Origin of the sequence: Herbiconiux sp. L3-i23 (assembly GCF_023734115.1) — a bacterium.
Taxonomy (GTDB): domain Bacteria; phylum Actinomycetota; class Actinomycetes; order Actinomycetales; family Microbacteriaceae; genus Naasia.
This window is the reverse complement of record NZ_AP025737.1, coordinates 1927493-1946641: the sequence shown is the minus strand read 5'-3', so window position 1 is coordinate 1946641 and position 19149 is coordinate 1927493. Positions and strand designations below refer to the sequence as shown.

Below are 19149 nucleotides of genomic sequence, written 5' to 3'. Positions count from 1 at the left end.
ACACGCCGCGCCGGAACGTGCGTCTGTGCCCGCAATATCGGATCTAACGGGGGCGGCGGGGGAAGCCGAGGCGGGCGAGGGCGCGTTGTTCGGGGAGGCTCCAACCGAAACGGACCGCGAGTATGCGGATCAGAGTCGTCGCCACCACGCACGTCGTCGCGGCCACCTCGATCGGAGCGCCCAACCGCTCCAGCGCGACCAGCAGCACCGTGCCCGCTCCGGCGGCGACCGCGTAGAGCGATCCGACGTGCATGAGCGCGATCGGGACGCCGAGCAGCACGTCGCGCACCACACCGCCACCGACGGCCGAGACGACGCCAATGAAGATCGACGGGATCACCGGCAGACCGAGCGAGAGCGCCTTCGACGCACCGATCGCCCCGAACAGCCCGATGGTCAGGGCGTCGAGCGCGGTCACAGCCCAGTCGACCTTCGAGAACACCTGCTGCAGCAGCATGCCGATGAGGGATGCGACCACCGCGACCGGCAGGTACCAGTCGGTGCTCAGCGCGACGGCCGGCACCCCGAGGAAGATGTCGCGCAGCAGACCGCCGCCGAGCCCCGTCGCCGTGCCGACGATCGCGACGCCGAGCAGATCGAGACGGCGGGTGCGCAGCTCACCGGCGAGCATCGCTCCCTGCAGCCCGCCGACGGCGACCGCCAGGAGGTCGGTCCAGAGGGGGATCGAGATCGCGGATGTCACTCCACGAACCCTAAGACTTCTGCTGCGGCTCCGAGCTCTGCGGCGCGGGGTCGGCCGCGTGTCGGGCCCGCTCGCCCTTCGGCCGCTTGCCGCCACCGCGCGCGGTGCCCTTCTTGCCGAACAGTCCGAGCACGACCATGACGACCGCGTAGACGAGCAGCGCACCGCCGGCGGCGGGCACGAGCCACGACCGGTTCGCACCGACCAGGTTGACGCTCACATACCCGATCCACGGGATGCTGTACCAGACGGTGCCCTTGATCTGGGCGGGGATCACTGGCTCGGTGTCGGCGGCGTCGTTGTTGTCGCCCTTGGTGATGAAGGTCGTGAGGCCGTCGGAGCCGGAGCGCACCTCGATCACCCGGTGCGAGATGACGTCGGCCTTGCCGGACTCGATCTGATAGGTGAGGACATCGCCGATCCGGATCTGATCGACCGGGGTCGGCCTGACGACGACGAGTGTGCCGGGCGGCAGTGTCGGCTCCATCGACCGAGTGAGGACGGTAAGGGGAGTTGCTCCCGCCACCATGGGGACGACGACCGCGGCGAGTCCGATGGCGACGACCAGGGCGAGCACACCGGCGCTCAAGCCCGTCCAGAGGTAGTGCAGTACGCCGCGCTCACGCTTGTCGGGCCGTTCGCGCTGTCGCCGCGTCATGTCGAAGGTGCCGCCTCGTCCTCATCCTCATCGCGGCGCCGGCGGCGGGCGAGGATCAGGAAGAACATGCCGGCGAGCACGCCGAGCAGGATCGCGACACCGCCGAAGACGACGGGTTCCAGCGAGAGATCCCCTGACCCGGGCCCAGGGTAAGCGCCGCGAGCGGGTTCGGCGGGGAAGGCGCGCGTGTCGACGTCGCCAAGGCCGTCGGGGATGCGGACCGTGTACGGGGTGGCGAGATCGGTCGCCGAGACGGACCCGTCGGCGTCGGTACGGGCGTCGGGTTTCCCGGTCGTCGGGCCGCGGACGGCGGTCGGAGCGGATCCCGACCCCGAAGAGTTCGGTGTCAGTGCCCCCGAGCCGTCGTTGCCGGGCGTCGGCGCGACGCCGCCGCCGATGCTGTCCTGCAGGGTCAATCCGACGCTGAAACCGGCGCTCGAGTCGACGGTGCCGAGGTTCACTACGTCCGCCGCCATGCGCAGCGTCAGCGTGATCGGTAACGCCATGCCCGTCCGTAGCGCCTCGGCGGGGAGGAGATCGATGCACGATCCGCTCGCGGGTGCGGCGGTGAAGCGAGCGGGGGCGGCCTCGGCGCCCGCCTGAGTCGTCGCGGTGAGGGACAAGGAGTCGGCGAAAGCCGGCGACGATGCCGTCGCATCGCAGAGCGACGCCGAGATCTCATGGTCGCCGGCGACGGTGCTCTTGACCCAGAGGACGTCCGAGTACGCTCCGCCGGGGATGAGGGTAATGCCTTCGCTGAACAGCCCGCCGTGAAGCGACGCCGACCACGAGACGCCGTCCGAGCTCAGGAGCAACGGCTCCTCAGCGGCGTTCGCGGCGGTGACGGGTGCGACGAGCGACGCCACGAGGCCCGCGATCGCGATCCCCGTGGCGGCCATTCGACGCGTCCGGCGCATCAGCTGACCGCCGTGAGCGTGAAGTTCTGAGCGTTCGTTCCGTTGCAGGTGTACTGCTGCAGCTGCAGGCCGGCCGTCGACTGCGCGTTCGGGACGTCGAGGCACTTCCCGCTCAGCACCGACACGATACGGAAGTTGCCGGGCGTGGTTGCCTCGACCTTCCACTGCTGGTTGGTGGATCCGCCGTAGCTCCAACCCTGCACCGGGACGTAGTCGCCCATGCCGCGCGTGGTGCCGTTGTCGAGGTTGACGTCGAATCCGATCGGGCTGCCGTTGCGCGGCATGATCCAGAAGCTCCCGCTGCCGTTCCCCGTGTCGTTGAACTTCCAGGTCTGACGGTCGGTCCCGTCGGCCGCGCACGGCTGCTGTTTGATCGGGCTACCGTTCGAGAAGGCGTCGATCTGGATGCAGAGTCCGCTTTGGACGTTGTTGATCCGGTAGGACTCGTTGGAATCGACCCAGGTGGCGGTCGTCGCCGACACGCTCGTCGACATCGCGGAGAAGTTGCCCGCGGCGTCTTTTGCCCGCACGGTGTACGTGTAGGTGGTCCCGAGCTTCAGGTACTTGTCGGTGAAGCTGGTGGCGCCACCCGACGTGCCGACGAGGACACCGTTGCGGTAGACCTCGTAGTCGGTGACGCCGACGTTGTCGTTCGCTGCGGACCAGCCGAGGCCCACCGTCGTGCCGGTGATGGTGGTGGTCCATGGCTGCCAGGGCTCCCACGGCGCGGTGGGCGCCACGGTGTCGGCGGTCTGGGCGGTGAAAGTGGCCGAGTTCGTTCCGGTCGCCTTCCAGTTCGTCGTGACGGTCCCGGTGGCGGTGAGGATGATGTTCGCGGTGCCGCTCGTCGCCGATGTCAGCTTGGTCCGCACGCAGTAGATGGCGGAGGCACCGGGGGCGAGGCTCGCCACCGAGAACTTCAGCACGGTGGCGTAGTTGCCGTTCGTGTACGAGCCGGGCTGTGCACTCGCCGTGCACGAGGAGGCCGCGGTGACCGGGCCCCAGCGCACCACGTCGAAGGCGTTCGCGACGGTCGCGGAGCCGGACGCGAGCGCGGCCGAGACCGTGGTGCTGGTGAGGGTGGCGTCGCCGGTGTTGGTCACGGTGAGCGGCGCGGTCTTGACCGCGCCGACCGTGGCGTAGGTACCGCCGTTGGTGGTGAAGCCGGCGATGCTCACCGCCGGCGTGGCCGCCTTGATGGTCGACGTGGTCGACGAGGTGAGGATCTTGGTCTGCTGAGACCAGGTCGCGTAGGTGCCGCCGGCGCTGCCGAGGGCGGCCGTCACGACGATAGCGGCGATGAGGGTGAGCCAGCCGGTGCTTCGGCGACGAGGTTCACGGTGACGCGCGAGCATGCTGACTCCCTTCTCGGGTGGAGGGTCGGTTCTTCGGGTACGCATCGGTACATCCGGGCCGGACAGGGGTTCCGGCCCGGATGTATTCCGATGCGAGGATCTGCTAGGTGTAGCTCAGCTGCGGGTCTGGGCGACCCGAGGTGGTGAAGCGGCTCAGGCGGTGGTCTGCGTGAGCGTGAAGGTCGGCGCCGTGATGACGGCGGTGCCCGACTTGCCCTCGGTCGAGGAGGAGGGGAAGGTGACGGTGACGGTCGCCTTGATCTTGCCGGCGGTGGTTCCACCGTTGGTCACGGCGATGGTGCTGCCGTTGGTGCCGCCCACGGTGAGGTTGGAGCCGCTGACCTTCTCGACGCTCATCGACGTAGTGAGGCCGGTGATGGTGTTCGAGGAGGTGGTGACGCCGCTGTTGGTCAGCGTGGCGGTGAGGTCGTTGCCGTCGGCGATCACGTCGAGGGTCTGCGTGTAGGTGAGGGTCTTACCCGGGATGATCTTGTAGGTCGCCAGGTTGACGGTGGTGCTGCCGTCCTTCCACACGCCGTCGGTGTTCGCCGTGAGGGCGAGATTGCCGGACTTGATGGTGGCGGCCTGAAGGGAGGCTTCGGCGTTCCAGACGGCGAAGGTTCCGGCGCCTCCGAGGAGGAGGGCGATTCCAGCGGCGCCGGCGACGGCACCCTTCATGAGCTTGTTCATTTCAGTTCCTCTTGGGTTCGGGTGGTGCGGCTGATAGCCGACTTGGTGGGCGGGGAACCGGGTAGCCCAGTGCGTGGTCTTGCTGTCCCCCTCAAACATCATGCCGTGTCCGCATTGTGGGGGACAACTCGGGGGACGAACCCAAAACGGGGGTCATTCAGAAAAGCATGTGGCACCGATCCCATACATACGCATACGATAAAAATGCCTGCTCAAAGGCCATATTTTTCATCAAAGCTTCCCTCGAGTGGGTCGTTTTACCGACAGACAGAACTGTCTACTTACTGGGGAGAGTTCGCGGTTTCTCTCAGCGAGAACTTCTGGCCACTTTGGTGGCGGGGCGGGGCGGCGTGAGGCACCCTTGACCCATGGCTCTCGAAACCTCAACCCTCGATTCCGTCATCGTCGTCTGGCATGTCGCGGTTAATGCGCGGGATGCGGATGCGGCCGCCGCCGCGTGCGCCGAAGACGTCGTCCTCGGCGGACCCGAGGGCGAATCTCGCGGCCGCGGCGAGCTGCGACGGTGGGTGGAGGAGTCCGGCATCCGCCTGATGCCGAAGGAGGCCTACGACATCCCGGGCGGCATCGTCGTCGCACAGGAGGTCACGTGGCCCGGCAACGCCGACCGTGCGGAGGAGGCGCCTCAGCGTCTCTACACGGCGTTCGGTCTGCGCGACGGCGAGATCTCGAGCATCCTGCGATACGAGTCGCTCGACGAGGCGAAGGCGGCCCCGATCGCCGCCTGACGCCGCCGATCTGCTCCGGCTGCGGCTCGATTCACTGCTGCTCAGCCGTCCCCTCGACGCCCCGGCCGATGGCGCCGACCGAGTCGCGGCGGTCGCTCGGCACCTCCTCGCGGTACAGGGGCAGGACCCCGTCTCGGCGCAGTGGGCCCTCGGACTCCGCGCCGGCGCGACCCGCGACGACGTCCGTGCGGCGTTCGACCGCGGTCTCATCGTGCGGTCGTGGCCGATGCGCGGCACGCTCCACGTCGTCGCCGCCGAGGACATCGGCTGGGTGCAGCGACTGACGAACGATCGCATCATGGGCGACGCGAGCCGACGGCGGGCGCAGCTCGGCCTCGAAATCCCGCTGCTCGAGCGGATGCGCGAGATCGCCGTCGAAGACCTCACGGGAGGTGGCGCCCTCACCCGGGCCGAGCTGATCTCCGCGTTCGAGCGGCGAGGCATCGCGATGCGCATATCACGTGATCTGGTGGCTCTCCCAGACCGGGACCCTGGTTGCCGGACCACCCGCCGGACCGCGCGATCATCGGTTCGTGCTCGCCGACGAGTGGATCCGCTCGCCCCGCGTCCTCGAGGGCGACGAGGCTCTCGCCGAGCTCGCGGCGAGATACGCCGAGGGGCACGGGCCCGCGACCGTCGCCGATCTGTGCTGGTGGACGAAGCTGACCGTGGGGGCCGCCAGACGCGCGTTCGCAGCTGCGGAGTCCGCGGGTCGCGTCGAGCGCTACGAGCGGGACGGCGTGACGTGGTGGGTTCCCGCCGTCGATCGTCCGGGCGGAGCGCCTGCCGAGCTCCAGCTGTTGCCGGCCTTCGATGAGCTCCTCCTCGGCTACCGCGACCGCTCCCTGTCGATCGATCCCGCGCGCTGGCTCGAGGTGATGTCGTCGAACGGCATCGCGTCGCCCACTCTCGCGCAGCCGGGCAGGATCGTCGGAACCTGGTCCGCCCGCGACGGTGACGTCGCAACCCAGCCGTTCGCCGACCCCGCGCTCGATCTCGAGCTGCTGCGGCTCGAGTCGGAGCGCGTCGAACGCTTTCTCACGGGCGACGGGAGCCCGAGCGTTCGGGCTCCTGTCTCGGACGAGTCGGCTCAGGCGTCCTGGATGAGGACGGGCGTGCGGACGTAGCCCGGGTGCACCGAGTTCACCGGATCCGATCGGTGGCGACCTCCGTGGCCGCCGCCTTGCCGAAGTCGCGTACGGCGAACTCGCTCGTCGTGTAGTCGCTGCTGAACGGCGTCGAGACGAGTTCCGTGCACGACGAGATGTCGATGATCGAGCCGCCGCCCGCCGTGGGCATCGAGGGGATGGCCGCACGCGTGCCGAGGAAGTTCCGCAACCCGCAGATCGCGCCCGCCCGAGACCCGCGCGAGGACATCTGGCGGGTCGAGGCGGGGGTGTACGCCGCCATCGCCGCCGCGGGAACCGTCGCCGGCATCGAGCGCTGGCTGCTCGACCCCGGCGGCCTCGACCAGGAGGCGCTGGTGCAGCTGCTGCTGCGCGGCAACGCCGAGTGGTGGGAACGGCCGGTCGGCGACTGACCGGCGCCGCCCCGCCATGCCGGGCCGCGCAGGCCGGATACTTGACTGGTGCCGGTCTACCGAGATGAAGCGGTCGTGCTGCGCACCCACAAGCTGGGTGAAGCGGACCGCATCGTCACCATGCTGTCGCGACAGCACGGCAAGATCCGGGCCGTGGCGAAAGGCGTCCGGCGCACCTCGTCGAAGTTCGGTGCGCGACTCGAGCCGTTCATGGTCGTCGACGTGCAGCTCTACGAGGGGCGAAGCCTCGACACGGTGACGCAGGCCGAGTCGCTCGCCTCGTACGGCGCGACGATCGCGAGCGACTACGCCGCGTACACCGCGGCGAATGCGATGGTCGAAACCGCCGACCGGATCACCGAGACGGAAGGGTCGCTGCAGCAGTACCTGCTGCTCGTCGGGGCCCTCCGATCGCTGTCACGGCGCGAGCACGGTCCGACGCTGACCCTCGACTCGTACCTGCTGCGCGCCCTGTCGATCGCCGGATGGGCGCCGAGCTTCTCGGACTGCGCCGTCACCGGCGCCCCCGGCCCGCACAGCGCCTTCGTGGTGCAGCTCGGCGGGGTCGTCGCCGACGAGGTCGCCCCGCCTGGCACGCCTCGGCTGAAGCCCGAGGTCGTCGAGCTGCTGGCCGCGCTCCTCACCGGCGACTGGAGTCACGCCGAGGACGCCGATGAGCGCACCCGTTCGCAGGCGAGCGGAGTCGTCGCCGCCTACACGCAATGGCACCTGGAACGGGGGCTGCGCTCGCTGCAGCACGTCGACCGGGAGCCCACGAGAGGATCCTCCCTGTGACACCGAAGCCGTTCACCCATCGCGACGCGGTGCCCTATCGGCCGATCGACTGGACGAACGTGTATCCGCCGGCCTTCCCGGAGGTCCCGAACCACGTCGCCATCGTGATGGACGGCAACGGCCGTTGGGCCAACGCGCGAGGACTCACCCGGGTCGAGGGGCACCGGGCGGGGGAGGCGGCGCTGCTCGACGTCGTCGCGGGCGCCATCCAGGCGGGTGTCAAGCACCTCAGCGTCTACGCGTTCTCGACCGAGAACTGGCGGCGCTCGCCGGAGGAGGTCCGCTTCCTGATGGGCTTCAACCGCGACGTGCTGCACCGCCGACGCGACCAGCTGAACGAGTGGGGGGTGCGCGTGCGCTGGGCGGGGCGCAAGCCGCGTCTATGGGGATCGGTCATCAAGGAGCTGCAGTACGCCGAGCAGCTCACGGCGGGCAACGACGTGCTCACGCTCACGATGTGCGTGAACTACGGCGGGCGCACCGAGATCGCAGACGCCGTCCGTGCCATCGCGGACGACGTCGCCGCCGGCCGCGTCAAGCCGTCGGGCGTGACCGAGCGCCTCATCGCCCGCCACCTGTACCAGCCCGAGATGCCGGACGTCGACCTGTTCCTCCGCAGTTCGGGGGAGCAGCGAACCAGCAACTTCCTGCTCTGGCAGGCCGCCTACGCCGAGATGGTCTTCCTCGACACGCTGTGGCCCGACTTCAGCCGCACCGACCTGTGGCGCGGCATCGAGCTCTTCTCGGCACGCAACCGACGGTTCGGGGGAGCGGTCGACGCTCCCGACGCGGCCAATGCGGCAGGCTGAGGCGCGTCACCCTGCCGGAAGTGTCCGCAGCCAGCGGTCGACCTCGCGTTGCGTCCGCAGTCGCACCACGGTGAGACCGGGATGCGCGGCCGCCGCCTGCGGCACCAGCTCGCGATAGGTGCGGCCCGAGCGCAGGGCCCAGGCGAGCACATGGTCCCTGCCGGTCAGGAAGTGCCAGAGCGGCGCCTCCCGGTTGCCGTTCCAGAGAACCTCGCGGCGCAGCCGACGCCGGATCGTACGCCGGACGAGCCGCCAGAGCATCACAGGGGTCGGCAGGTCGAGCCAGACGAGCAGCTGCGCGCGGTCGGCGAGGATCGGGCGGGCGGATGCGTACTGCCATTCGGTGACCCAGCGGTCCGTGGTCGCGATCTCCGCCACCTCGTCGAGGAAGCTGTCTCGGTAGCTCCATTGCGGGCCGTGGTACAGCGCATCGAGCTCGACGTACGGTGACCCGATCGCCTCGGCGATCGTCTTCGCGAGGGTCGTCTTGCCGACGCCGGTCACGCCCGCGACGAGCACCCGTCCCGGCTCCGCGGGCTCGACGGTCTCGCCCCTCGGCACCGGCTCATGCTAGCGAAACCCTGGTGGCGCGCCGCTCTCGGAGTGAGGATGGGGCATGACCTCTGACGCGCTCACCGCCGCGATCGACCAGTTCGCCGACCCCCGCGGCTACCTGGCGGTCGCGTCGATCGGGCTGCCGACCAGACACAGCGTCGCCGCAATGACCGCGGACCTCGCCGCCTGGTACGCCGCCGACCGCGACCCCCAGGGATACGACGCCGTCATCGCCCGGACCCGTGCCGCCTACGCGGGCCTCGTGGCGGTCCCGGTCGAGGCGGTCGCGATCGGATCGCAGACGTCGGTGATTACGAGTCTCATCGCCGACGCCGCACCGGACGGCGCCGAGGTGGTCGTCGTGGCGGGGGACTTCTCGTCGATCGAGTTCCCCTTCGTCGCGCGTCCTGGCATCCGGCTTCGCGCCGTGGAACTCGACGCGCTCGCCGACGCGCTGACGGACGAGACCTGGCTGGTCGCGTTCTCGCTCGTGCAGTCGGCGACGGGACGGATCGCCGACACCGATGCGATCCTCGAGGCCGCCCGGCGTCACGACGTGCTGACGCTCTGCGACACCACCCAGGCCGTCGGAGTGCTCCCGGTCGACGCATCGCCCTGGGACGCCACCATCTGCCACAGCTACAAATGGCTGTGCTCGCCGCGCGGAGTCGCCTTCCTCACCCTCCGCTCGCGACTCGCCGACCTGCTCGTCCCGACGCAGGCCGGCTGGTACGCCGGCGACGACCCGTGGGCGAACTGCTACGGGCCCGCCATGTCTCTCGCCACCGATGCGCGGCGTTTCGATGTCTCTCCGGCGTGGCAGGCGTGGGTGGGAGCAGAGCCCGCGATCACGATGTTCGGGGGACTCGACATCGCCGAGGTGTGGCAGCGCGCGAGCGGCCTCGGTGACATGCTCTGCGATGCGTTGGGCATCGACGAGCAGCATCAGGCGATCGTCACCTGGCCCGATCCCGACGGCGCGCACCTCGCACTGCTGATCGCGGCGGGGATCCGCGTCTCGGGGCGCGCGGGAAGGCTGCGCGCGGCGTTCCACCTGTGGAACGACGAGTCGGATGTTGACCGCGTCGCCGCCGTCCTGCACGAGGCCGGAGCGCTGCGGCGGACCGGACGGAGGAGGCGGGAGATGGCGCTGCGTCGTCGTCGGTAGACTGGCCGGGCGCTTTTTTCCGACAGCGCCGTCTTTTTCAACAGCCTTCACAGCATCGGCCGGTCAGCCAGACCGGCCCTACCTCAGGAGCTCTCGTGGCCGCCTCCCGTCTCGACAACGTCATCGCCCTCGCCAAGCGCAGGGGCTTCGTCTTCCAGGCCGGTGAGATCTACGGCGGTTCGCGGTCGGCGTGGGACTACGGTCCGCTCGGCACCGAGCTCAAGGAGAACATCAAGCGCCAGTGGTGGCGTTCCGTCGTGCGCAGTCGGGAAGACGTCGTCGGCCTCGACTCGTCGGTCATCCTGCCCCGCAAGGTGTGGGAGGCGTCCGGCCACGTCGAGGTCTTCAGCGACCCGCTCGTCGAGTGCCTCGTCTGCCACAAGCGCTACCGCGCCGACCACCTCGAGGAGGAGTACGAGGAGAAGAAGGGTCGCGCGCCCGAGAACGGCCTGTTCGACATCGTCTGCGCCAACTGCGGCACCCGTGGCCAGTGGACCGAGCCCCGCGGCTTCTCCGGTCTGTTGAAGACCTTCCTCGGCCCCGTCGACGACGAGGCGGGCCTGCACTACCTGCGCCCCGAGACGGCGCAGGGCATCTTCGTGAACTTCAACAACGTGCTGAACGCGGCGCGTCAGAAGCCGCCGTTCGGCATCGGCCAGATCGGCAAGAGCTTCCGCAACGAGATCACGCCCGGCAACTTCATCTTCCGCACCCGCGAGTTCGAGCAGATGGAGATGGAGTTCTTCGTCGAGCCCGGCACCGACGAAGAGTGGCACCAGTACTGGATCGACCAGCGCTTCGCCTGGTACACCGACCTCGGCATCAACCCCGACAACCTCCGGCTCTACGAGCACCCGAAGGAGAAGCTGTCGCACTACTCGAAGCGCACCGTCGACATCGAGTACCGCTTCGGCTTCCAGGGCAGCGAGTTCGGCGAGCTCGAAGGCGTCGCGAACCGCACCGACTTCGACCTGTCGACCCACTCGAAGCACTCGGGCACCGACCTCAGCTACTTCGATCAGACGAAGAACGAGCGCTGGACTCCGTACGTCATCGAGCCCGCCGCCGGTCTCACCCGCTCGCTGATGGCCTTCCTCGTCGACGCCTACTCCGAGGACGAGGCGCCCAACACCAAGGGCGGCGTCGACAAGCGCACCGTGCTGCGCCTCGATCGTCGCCTCGCGCCGGTGAAGGCCGCCGTGCTGCCCCTCTCGCGCAACGAGCAGCTCTCGCCCGTCGCGAAGCAGCTCGCCGCCGACCTGCGTCTCGACTGGAACGTCGACTTCGACGACGCCGGCGCCATCGGCCGCCGCTACCGCCGTCAGGACGAGATCGGTACGCCGTTCTGCATCACCGTCGACTTCGAGACCCTCGACGACAAGGCGGCCACGATCCGCGAGCGCGACACGATGTCGCAGGAGCGCGTCTCGCTCGACCGTCTGCACGGCTACCTGGCGGAGCGCCTCATCGGCTCCTGAGCAGTCGCATGCCGCGATAAGGCGTCGGGACCGATCCGGTCCCGACGCCTTCTCTTTTCAGCTCTCGGTGTCGAGATCCGTCTCGAGCTCGCCCGCCGTGAGGCGCTCGCCCGCGTGAGAGGTGCGGAACACCGACGCGTGCGGGTGGAGCTCGTCTTCGGACTCGTCGACGCCGGTTTCATCGACGGCCGCGTCGGGAAGCTCGTCGGGCTCGTCCGCCGCGCCCTCGTGCACGTCGCGGTCGTCGTCGACCTCGGGACGTTCGGGATCGACGGGGAGGAACGGATCTGACATCGACATGCGCCGAAGCGTCGCTCAGCCGGGTGAACGGCGGCTGAACGACGCGATCGGCTGTCCGCTCAGGCCTGCGTGCGACGCGCCCGGCGCCGCGCGACGAGTACCGCGCCGACGGCGGCGACGACGATGACGGCGATCCCGACGACGAGAGGCAGTATCGGGTCGGATCCGTCGACGTCGGCGACCGGTACTGCGCTGTCGTCCGGCGTCGGTTCGGCGGCGGGCTCGGGCGTCGCCGGGGTCGTCGGCTCGGGGGTCGCGGCCGCCTCGAAGACGACCGGGGTGAAGCTCTCGTTGTTCGCGTTGACCACGCCGTGGGCGCCGATCGTGATGATGCCGCATCGCTCGACGAGGCAGTCGAGCTGCGACACCGCACCACTCGAATCGGTGACCTCGAGCGCGGATCCCGGGATGGTGATGGTGGCCGACCAGGTGCCCTCCGGCGAGATCGTGCCGCCGGACGCCTCGGCCTCGGTCGAGCTGCCGGGGAACGCGATGAACTGCTGGAAGCCGGCGGGCGACTCGGGGTCGTCGTTCACGTAGCGGTAGTCGATGCCGGACTCACCCCCGGCGCTCGGCTGCCAGGAATCGCCCGACACGGTGCCGAACATGACGTAGATCCCGCCGAAGCCCGCCGGAATCGACTGGAAGCCGGAACCCGAGACCGTCAGCACCGTCTCCGCGTCGGCGGCGGCCGTCAGACGGCTGCCGTCGGGCGCCACCGCGTCGACGGTGCCGGCGGCGAGGGCGGGGGAGGCCGGGGTGAGCACGGCGATCCCGGCGACGAGCAGGGCGGAGAGTGCGGCGATGCGGCGGGCGGAACGGAATGTCATGGCTGGTCCTCGAGACGGGGGCGGATCGGCTGCACGATGACGGAGCCGCTGGACGGATGGCGGATGAACTCGACCGGCTGGTCGTACACGGCGCCGAGCAGGTCGGCGCCGATCTCGTCGAGAGTGCCCTCGGCGGCGACGCGGCCCTCGGCGAGCAGGGTCACCCGGTCGGCGTAGGCCGCGGCGAGGGTCAGGTCGTGGACGACGACGATCACCGTTCCGCCCCCCGATGCCACCCGCCGCGCGAGGCGCATGGTCTGCTCCTGGTGTCGCAGGTCGAGGGCTGCGGTGGGTTCGTCGAGCAGCAGGATGCCGGCCTCTTGGGCGAGGACGCGGGCGATGGCCGTGCGCGCCCGCTCTCCTCCGGACAGTGTCGGCACCGCCCGGTCGCGGAGGTGATCGAGCTCGACGGCGGCGATGGCGGCGTCGACGGCGCGCTCGTCATCCTCCTCCCGAGGGGTGCGGACCCACGGGGCACGACCCATCGTGACGACGTCGCTGACCGGGAAGGAGAAAGAGACCGCGTGATCCTGGGTCAGCACCGCGCGTTCGCGGGCGAGTTCGCGGACACGCCACTGCGCGATGGAGCGTCCGACGATCTCGACTCGGCCGGACTCCGCGGGGAGGTCGCCGGACAGTGCGGCGAGCAGCGTCGACTTGCCGGCGCCGTTCGGTCCCAGCAGCGCGTGCACGCGACCCGCGGGCACCTCGACGGAGACGCCGTCGAGGATTCGGCGGCCGCCGATCGAGACGACGATGTCCGAGGCGACGACCGCGGCGGTCACGACCACCCTCCCGCCCGGTTACGGGTGCGGCGGAGCAGCCAGAAGAAGAACGGGCCGCCGACGAGGGCGGTGAGCATGCCGATCGGGAGGTCCGCGTAGGGGACCGCGGTGCGGGCGACGAGGTCGGCGACGACGAGCAGCAGTGCGCCGCCGATCGCGCTGTCGAGGATGAGCGGCCGGTGGGCAGGACCGATCACCATCCGCACGAGGTGCGGTACCACGAGGCCCACGAAGCCGATGACTCCGGTGAACGCGACCGCGACGGCGACCAGGAGCGCGACCGTGACGACGGACACCGCGCGCAACGCCTCGACGCGCACTCCGAGGTGGCGGGCGGAGCGCTCACCGAGCGCAAGCAGATCGAGGCGACGGCCGAGAAGCACCGACACGGCGACCCCCGCGACGGTGACCGGCAGAACGACCGCGATGTCGCTCCAGCGCGATCCGTTGAGGCTGCCCAGCTGCCAGAAGACGATCTGCTCTCGTGCCTGCTGGTCTCCGAGGAAAGTGAGCAGGGCGAGGCCCGCGCCGGTGACGGCGGTCACGGCGACGCCGGTGAGGAGGAGGGTGACGACCTCGGTGCGACCGGCCCGCCTCGCGGTCAGGTAGACGACGAGCACCGACGCGACGCCGGTGACGAACGCGGCGGCGGCGACCGTCCACGGACCTGCAGCGCTCCAGCCGAAGACGATCGCGGCCGCAGCGCCGACGGCCGCCCCGGAGGAGACGCCGATGACGCCCGGCTCGGCCAGCGGGTTGCCGAAGACGGCCTGCAGGACGGCGCCGGAAGCCGCGAGTGCGGCCCCGACGAGGATCGACATCACCACGCGCGGGAAGCGGATCGTCCAGAGCGTCTCTTCGGCCCCGGGCTGTTGCGGAAGCGGCAGGGCGTCGATCCCCGCCGCGTGGAGCAGCGATCCCAGCACCTCGCGGGCGGGGATGGCGAGCTGGCCCGACGCCGCCGACGCGACGACGGCGACGATGAGCGCGACGAGCAGTGCTCCGCCGAGCAGGACGGCACGGCCGCCGCGAGTGCGTGCGGGAGACGGTGCCGCTGCGTCCGCCGTGCGGGGGAGCGTCGTCACGACGCGGGCGCGTAGATGGCCCGCGCGAGCGCCTCGAGGACGGCGGGAGAGCGCGGTCCGAAGCCGAGGATCTCCGAGTCGGCCATGTCGACGATCCGACGATCGGCACCGGCCGGGGTCTGGGCGAGCGCCGGCACCGCCTCGAGGAGGCCGTCGACCCCGTTCACCGATGCGAGTCCCTTCGTCATCACGAGTACGAGGTCGGGTGCCGCGGCCACGAGGCTCTCAGCGGTGATCGGCCGTGCGTTCGCGATGCCGACCTCCGCCGCGACGTCGATGCCGCCCAGTCGGGTGATGAGCGAATCGGCGCCCGATCCCTCGCCGAAGACGTAATAGACGTTGGCGGCGCCGCGGACGTAGAGGAAGATCATCCGCACCTTGTCGTCGGCCGCCGCGGGCGCAATGCGGTCGATCTGGTCCTGGACCTCGTCGAGGCGGCGGTCGACCTCGTCGACGAGCGCCTCGCCTGCCTCCGGAACGCCGAGCGCGGTTGCGATGGCCATGGTCAGATCGCCGACGTTGTCCATGCTGCGTTCGGGGGTCACGACGACGACGGGGATGCCGGCATCGCGGACCTGCAGCACGGTATCCCAGGGCCCCACCGACGAGTCGGTGAGCAGGACGGTCGGGGCGAGGCCGAGGATAGCCTCGCCGTTCAGGTCGTGCCCGCTGCCGGTCACGAGCGGGAGCTCGTCGGAGCCGGGGAAAGAGGTCGCCACGTCGCGACCGACGAGGCTGTCGCCGAGCCCGAGAGAATAGACCGTCGATGCGAGCGTGCCGCTCACGTCGAGAGCGAGGATGCGGCTCGTGTCCGTGACGGTCACCGTGGTGCCCTGCACGTCGGTCACGGTGGCGGGCAGTTCGGGCTCGGGCGCGACCTGCGGTGCAGGGACGTCGGAGTCGACGAGGCATGCCGTCGCAGGTCCTGTTGCGTCGCCCGACGATTCGGCGATCTCGGACAGCGGGGTGGCGACCGCTGCGGAGCAGTCGACCGACTCCCCGCCGCTGGAGGTGGCGGACGCGGGGGCGCACGCGGCGAGCCCGAGCACGACGACGAGCGATGCGAGCGCAGCCGACGCTCGCCGAGGAAGCTGTGACATAGATCCGATCCAGGTCTTTCGGTAAGCCTTACCTTACTGATAGAAGTTATGTGAGGTAAGCCTTACCTCATGCGCCGACCGGCGCCGCCCCCACCCCTGGGGCTCTCTCGATACCGGAGAACTCTCGTGTCATTACCTTCATCACGCACGCGCGCCAGACGGCGCCCGACCCGACTGCTCGCGGCAGTGACGGCAGCGCTCCTCGCCACCGGCGCGGGCCTCGTCACCGCGATGCCCGCGAACGCCGCCCCCGGCGACGTCTCAGGCGCAACGCTCGACTGGGGCTTCAAAGCCAGCTGGCGCAGCTACGTCGCCGCGTTCGGCGGAACGGCGACCGCCGCTGACGACGCCGCCGTCACCGGAAGCGGATACACCTGGGGCACCGGCAGCGGTTCGCGCACCGGCGGCGGCAGCGTCGAGTACACCGGCGACCTGACGTGGGCCGTCCCCGCGCACGGGATCACGAACATCCGTCTATCGGATCTCATCGTGGCCGTCGATTCGAGCGGCGCCGGCACCATCACCGCCGATTACGACTACACGACCACCTCCTCCGCAAGCGGCACCGATGTCATCGCCACGTTCACTGCGGGAACGCCGACCGACGCGAACGGCGTCCTCACCTACTCCAACGTGCCGGTCACCGGAACCGCGAAGCTCGGTGAGATCTTCGGCGCCAGCTACGGCGCGGGCACCGCCCTCGACACGATGACCTTCTCGTGGCCGTACGAAGCGGCCCCCGTGCAGCAGACGACCACCACCAGCCTCGTCGCCGCGCCGACCCCGTCGACCGAGGGCACCCCCGTCTCGCTCACCGCGACCGTGTCGCCCGCCGCAGCAGGCACCGTCGAGTTCTTCGACGGCACGACGTCGCTCGGCAGCGCCCCGACCTCGTCCGGTGTCGCGACGACGTCGGCCACCGCGCTGACCGTCGGCAGCCACCAGCTCAGTGCGGTGTTCACGCCCACGGACGCAGCGGCCTTCACCTCGTCCACCTCGCAGAGCGTCACCCACTCCGTGACCGCCGCGACGACGCCCGCCGTGACCACCACCACGACGCTCGCGGCCGCGCCCGCAGGACCCACGTTCGTGGGGACCGCGTCGACCCTCACCGCCACGGTCACCGCGACGACCGGAACCGCGGCCGGCACCGTCGAGTTCCGCGGCGTGCGCGCCGGCTCGACGACCTCGACCGTCCTCGGCACCGCACCCGTCGTGAACGGCGTCGCGACGTATTCGACGACCCTCGCGGCCGGCGCCACCGCCATCACGGCGGTGTTCGTCCCGTCGACCGGTTTCGCCGCCTCGCAGACCGCCACCGCGCAGAACTTCCGCATCGTCGACAGCACGGTCACCGCCGTCTGCGCCCCCGCGAGCTCCGCGACGAGCTCGACCGGCGCCACCGCGCGTTGGGGCATGAGCGTGTACAGCGACGCGTGGACGAAGTCGGCGACCGGCGATGTCACCGTCGACGGCGAGACCTTCGTCTTCGCGGGCGGCGACGTCACCGCCGACGCGAACTGCGCCCGCATCGAGTTCGACGGTTCGCTCAGCGTCCTGCCGTACCCCGGCATGAGTCCCGCCCAGTTCACGCTCACCGACCCCGTCCTGACCCTCGGACGCGACGGACGCGGCAGCTGGAGCGCCGACATGACGACCGACACCATGACCACCGCGAAGCGCGTCACCTTCGCCACCTTCACCGGTGCGACCGGCGCTCCGGCGGCGGGTGCCGCCGGCGCGGTCACGGCGACCCCCGCCTACGCGGGAACCACGGCTCCGGGCACCTGGTCCGGTGAGTACGCCGACGCGTGGCCCAACCAGTTCATCGCCGAGGTCCCGTCGGCCATCCGCGCCTTCTTCTACCTGAGCGGAACGACTCCCGCGCAGGCGAACAAGCCGCCGGCAGCCGTCACGCTGAACTTCACCTGGCCCGCGGCCGCGGTCACCCCGCCGGTCGTCGTCCCGCCGATCACCCTGCCCTCCGCCGACCCGGCGTCGGTGCAGAAGGAGTGCGTCGCCCGCGCGGTGTCCGGTGCGTCGGTCGAGTGGGGCGTCAAGCAGTCGTTCCGGTCGTACATCAGCGGTCCCATCGCGAACGGCAGCGTCACCTTCAGCAGCGTCGCCGAGAACGGCGGCGACTATCGCTGGACCGGGGGAACCGGATCGTTCAACACCGACGGCTCGATCGGCCAGGTCGGTTTCGGCGGCTCCGTGCGCTTCACGGGCCACGGCGGTCAGCTCGACCTGAAGATCTCGGATGTGCGTGTCCGGGTGACCGGCGCGAACACCGCGTCGCTCATCGCGGACGTGAAGTCGAATTCGCTGAACGGTCCCGACGTCGACGCCTCCGGCATCGTGCTCGCGACTCTCGCCCTGCCGTCGGCCGACCGCTCGTCGTCGGAGATCTCGTGGAGCAACGCTTCGGCCACGCTCACCTCGACGGGTGCGCAGGCGTTCGGCGGGTTCTACCAGTCCGGTACTGCGCTCGACCCGGTGTCGTTCGCCTTCCCGCTGGGTGGCGAGGTCGCGTGCGGCACCTACACCGACACCGCGATCGCGTCGACCGGTGTGCGCGCCGACCTCGCGCTGGGGGTCGCGCTCGCGATGCTCGTGGCCGGTCTCGCCGTCGTGGTCATCCGCCGTCGGGTCCGCTCCGCGGCCTGATCGCAGGAGGGGTGGGGCAGGACTTCCGGGTCCTGCCCCACCTTTCGCGTCTCGGCGGGAATGCGCGGGTGGGTCGATGGATTGACATGGATATGGCTGAACCCATCAAGGTCGACATCTGGTCCGACATCGCCTGCCCGTGGTGCTTCATCGGCAAGCGCAAGTTCGAAGAGGGGCTGAAGCGATTCGGCGGCGACGTCGAGGTCGAGTACCACTCGTTCGAGCTCTCGCCCGACACCCCGGTCGACTTCGACGGCAGCACCACCGACTTCCTCGCCGAGCGCAAGGGGATGCCCCACGCTCAGGTCGAGCAGATGCTCGCTCACGTGACCGGCATCGCCTCGTCGGTGGGACTCGACTACGACTTCGACGCGGTGAAGCACACCAACACCGTCAAGGGGCACCAGCTCATCCACTACGCCAAGGCACACGGCCGGCAGGCGGAGATGAAGGAGCGCCTGCTCTCGGCGTACTTCGAGGAGGGGCGCCACGTCGGCCGGATCGAGGACCTCGCCGACATCGCCGCGGAGCTGGGATTCGACCGCGACGACGTGCTGGCCGCGTTGCAGTCGGACCGCTATCTGGCCGATGTGCGCGCCGACCAGCAGCAGGCGATCGCCTACGGCATCCAGGGTGTGCCCTTCTTCGTCCTCGACGGCAAGTACGGGGTTTCGGGTGCGCAGGACCCGTCGGTGTTCGAGAACGTGCTGAGCCAGGTCTCGGCCGAGCGCGAAGGCGACGCGGCGTGACCGCCGACGCGACGCCCGTTGCGGCGAAGCCCGAACCCGCGGCGGGGTTCGCCGTGTCGTCTGCGGCGGGCGAGATCCCGGCGGCCTCGGCCCCGATCGCATTCCCGGCGTTGGGCCTCCGACTGATCGCCCCGGCCGCCGACATGTGCGACGACTCCGGCTACTGCGGCCCGCCCGCAACCCACTGACCCGACCCTCCGAACCCGTGGGTGCACGGAT

22 protein-coding genes and 1 pseudogene are annotated in these 19149 nt (G+C 70.1%); 11 read left to right on the top strand and 12 right to left on the bottom strand.

The window, feature by feature from the left end; translation table 11 throughout:
- Positions 1–43: 43 nt before the first annotated feature.
- The 5 genes from NGH83_RS09215 to NGH83_RS09195 form a co-directional block, all read right to left on the bottom strand.
- A complete protein-coding gene (locus tag NGH83_RS09215; protein WP_251855963.1) occupies positions 44–703 on the bottom strand; it encodes a trimeric intracellular cation channel family protein in 660 nt (219 codons plus the stop codon).
- A gap of 10 nt (positions 704–713) precedes the next feature.
- Entirely contained in the window at positions 714–1361 is a 648-nt protein-coding gene (locus tag NGH83_RS09210; protein ID WP_251855962.1) for a signal peptidase I, read from the bottom strand.
- Positions 1358–2260, bottom strand: a complete 903-nt coding sequence (locus NGH83_RS09205) for a hypothetical protein (protein ID WP_251855961.1) — start codon at positions 2258–2260, stop codon at positions 1358–1360. Before NGH83_RS09205 ends, NGH83_RS09210 begins: the two co-directional genes overlap by 4 nt.
- A 17-nt stretch (positions 2261–2277) precedes the next feature.
- The gene (locus NGH83_RS09200) at positions 2278–3633 is read right to left on the bottom strand and encodes an RICIN domain-containing protein (protein WP_251855960.1); all 1356 of its coding nucleotides are present in this window, start codon (positions 3631–3633) and stop codon (positions 2278–2280) included.
- A 153-nt stretch (positions 3634–3786) separates the two neighbouring features.
- Positions 3787–4323 (bottom strand): alternate-type signal peptide domain-containing protein, encoded by a 537-nt coding sequence (locus NGH83_RS09195; protein WP_251855959.1) that lies wholly within the window; start codon positions 4321–4323, stop codon positions 3787–3789.
- Positions 4324–4691: 368 nt separating this feature from the next.
- Between NGH83_RS09195 and NGH83_RS09190 the strand changes: the two genes are divergently transcribed.
- From NGH83_RS09190 to NGH83_RS09180, 3 genes and pseudogenes are all read left to right on the top strand, one after another.
- On the top strand, positions 4692–5069 hold the full coding sequence (locus NGH83_RS09190; protein WP_251855958.1) for a nuclear transport factor 2 family protein: 378 nt from the start codon (positions 4692–4694) through the stop codon (positions 5067–5069).
- Positions 4951–5457 (top strand): annotated as a pseudogene (locus NGH83_RS15345) (DNA glycosylase AlkZ-like family protein); the annotation flags it as partial. The gene NGH83_RS09190 and the pseudogene NGH83_RS15345, both read left to right, overlap by 119 nt.
- A gap of 73 nt (positions 5458–5530) precedes the next feature.
- Positions 5531–6196 (top strand): DNA glycosylase AlkZ-like family protein, encoded by a 666-nt coding sequence (locus NGH83_RS09180; RefSeq protein ID WP_251855956.1) that lies wholly within the window; start codon positions 5531–5533, stop codon positions 6194–6196.
- A 16-nt stretch (positions 6197–6212) separates the two neighbouring features.
- On the opposite strand, the gene NGH83_RS09175 is transcribed toward NGH83_RS09180, so the two are convergent.
- Positions 6213–6368, bottom strand: a complete 156-nt coding sequence (locus tag NGH83_RS09175) for an SDR family NAD(P)-dependent oxidoreductase (RefSeq protein ID WP_251855955.1) — start codon at positions 6366–6368, stop codon at positions 6213–6215.
- Positions 6369–6375: 7 nt separating this feature from the next.
- Here NGH83_RS09175 and NGH83_RS09170 point away from each other — a divergent pair, with 7 nt between their 5' ends.
- From NGH83_RS09170 to NGH83_RS09160, 3 genes are read left to right on the top strand one after another with little or no spacing between them, the layout of a single operon-like run.
- A complete protein-coding gene (locus NGH83_RS09170) occupies positions 6376–6609 on the top strand; it encodes a hypothetical protein (protein ID WP_251855954.1) in 234 nt (77 codons plus the stop codon).
- A gap of 48 nt (positions 6610–6657) precedes the next feature.
- On the top strand, positions 6658–7404 hold the full coding sequence (recO, locus tag NGH83_RS09165; protein WP_251855953.1) for a DNA repair protein RecO: 747 nt from the start codon (positions 6658–6660) through the stop codon (positions 7402–7404).
- Positions 7401–8213 carry an isoprenyl transferase gene (locus tag NGH83_RS09160; protein ID WP_251855952.1) on the top strand — a complete coding sequence of 271 codons (813 nt, stop codon included), beginning with the start codon at positions 7401–7403 and terminating at the stop codon, positions 8211–8213. The genes recO and NGH83_RS09160 overlap by 4 nt, the downstream gene beginning before the upstream one ends.
- A 6-nt stretch (positions 8214–8219) precedes the next feature.
- On the opposite strand, the gene NGH83_RS09155 is transcribed toward NGH83_RS09160, so the two are convergent.
- Positions 8220–8774, bottom strand: a complete 555-nt coding sequence (locus NGH83_RS09155; protein ID WP_251855951.1) for an AAA family ATPase — start codon at positions 8772–8774, stop codon at positions 8220–8222.
- A 55-nt stretch (positions 8775–8829) separates the two neighbouring features.
- Here NGH83_RS09155 and NGH83_RS09150 point away from each other — a divergent pair, with 55 nt between their 5' ends.
- Together NGH83_RS09150 and NGH83_RS09145 are read left to right on the top strand one after the other, a co-directional pair.
- The gene (locus tag NGH83_RS09150) at positions 8830–9936 is read left to right on the top strand and encodes an aminotransferase class V-fold PLP-dependent enzyme (RefSeq protein WP_251855950.1); all 1107 of its coding nucleotides are present in this window, start codon (positions 8830–8832) and stop codon (positions 9934–9936) included.
- Positions 9937–10031: 95 nt separating this feature from the next.
- A complete protein-coding gene (locus tag NGH83_RS09145) occupies positions 10032–11414 on the top strand; it encodes a glycine--tRNA ligase (protein WP_251855949.1) in 1383 nt (460 codons plus the stop codon).
- A 57-nt stretch (positions 11415–11471) separates the two neighbouring features.
- Here NGH83_RS09145 and NGH83_RS09140 read toward each other — a convergent pair whose 3' ends face one another.
- Genes NGH83_RS09140 through NGH83_RS09120 form a run of 5 tightly spaced genes read right to left on the bottom strand, consistent with a single transcriptional unit; the run spans position 11472 to position 15514 of the window.
- A complete protein-coding gene (locus tag NGH83_RS09140) occupies positions 11472–11714 on the bottom strand; it encodes a hypothetical protein (protein ID WP_251855948.1) in 243 nt (80 codons plus the stop codon).
- A 59-nt stretch (positions 11715–11773) separates the two neighbouring features.
- Complete coding sequence (locus NGH83_RS09135; protein WP_251855947.1) at positions 11774–12544, bottom strand: hypothetical protein; 771 nt, start codon at positions 12542–12544, stop codon at positions 11774–11776.
- The gene (locus NGH83_RS09130; protein WP_251855946.1) at positions 12541–13329 is read right to left on the bottom strand and encodes a heme ABC transporter ATP-binding protein; all 789 of its coding nucleotides are present in this window, start codon (positions 13327–13329) and stop codon (positions 12541–12543) included. Before NGH83_RS09130 ends, NGH83_RS09135 begins: the two co-directional genes overlap by 4 nt.
- Complete coding sequence (locus NGH83_RS09125; protein WP_371872649.1) at positions 13326–14414, bottom strand: FecCD family ABC transporter permease; 1089 nt, start codon at positions 14412–14414, stop codon at positions 13326–13328. Before NGH83_RS09125 ends, NGH83_RS09130 begins: the two co-directional genes overlap by 4 nt.
- The gene (locus NGH83_RS09120) at positions 14411–15514 is read right to left on the bottom strand and encodes a hemin ABC transporter substrate-binding protein (RefSeq protein WP_251855945.1); all 1104 of its coding nucleotides are present in this window, start codon (positions 15512–15514) and stop codon (positions 14411–14413) included. Before NGH83_RS09120 ends, NGH83_RS09125 begins: the two co-directional genes overlap by 4 nt.
- A gap of 186 nt (positions 15515–15700) precedes the next feature.
- On the opposite strand from NGH83_RS09120, the gene NGH83_RS09115 reads away from it, so the two are divergent.
- The 3 genes from NGH83_RS09115 (at position 15701) to NGH83_RS09105 (ending at position 19118) form a co-directional block, all read left to right on the top strand.
- A complete protein-coding gene (locus NGH83_RS09115) occupies positions 15701–18181 on the top strand; it encodes an HtaA domain-containing protein (RefSeq protein WP_251855944.1) in 2481 nt (826 codons plus the stop codon).
- 92 nt (positions 18182–18273) lie between these two features.
- A complete protein-coding gene (locus NGH83_RS09110; protein ID WP_251855943.1) occupies positions 18274–18930 on the top strand; it encodes a DsbA family protein in 657 nt (218 codons plus the stop codon).
- Positions 18927–19118 (top strand): hypothetical protein, encoded by a 192-nt coding sequence (locus NGH83_RS09105; RefSeq protein ID WP_251855942.1) that lies wholly within the window; start codon positions 18927–18929, stop codon positions 19116–19118. Before NGH83_RS09110 ends, NGH83_RS09105 begins: the two co-directional genes overlap by 4 nt.
- Positions 19119–19149: the final 31 nt, after the last annotated feature.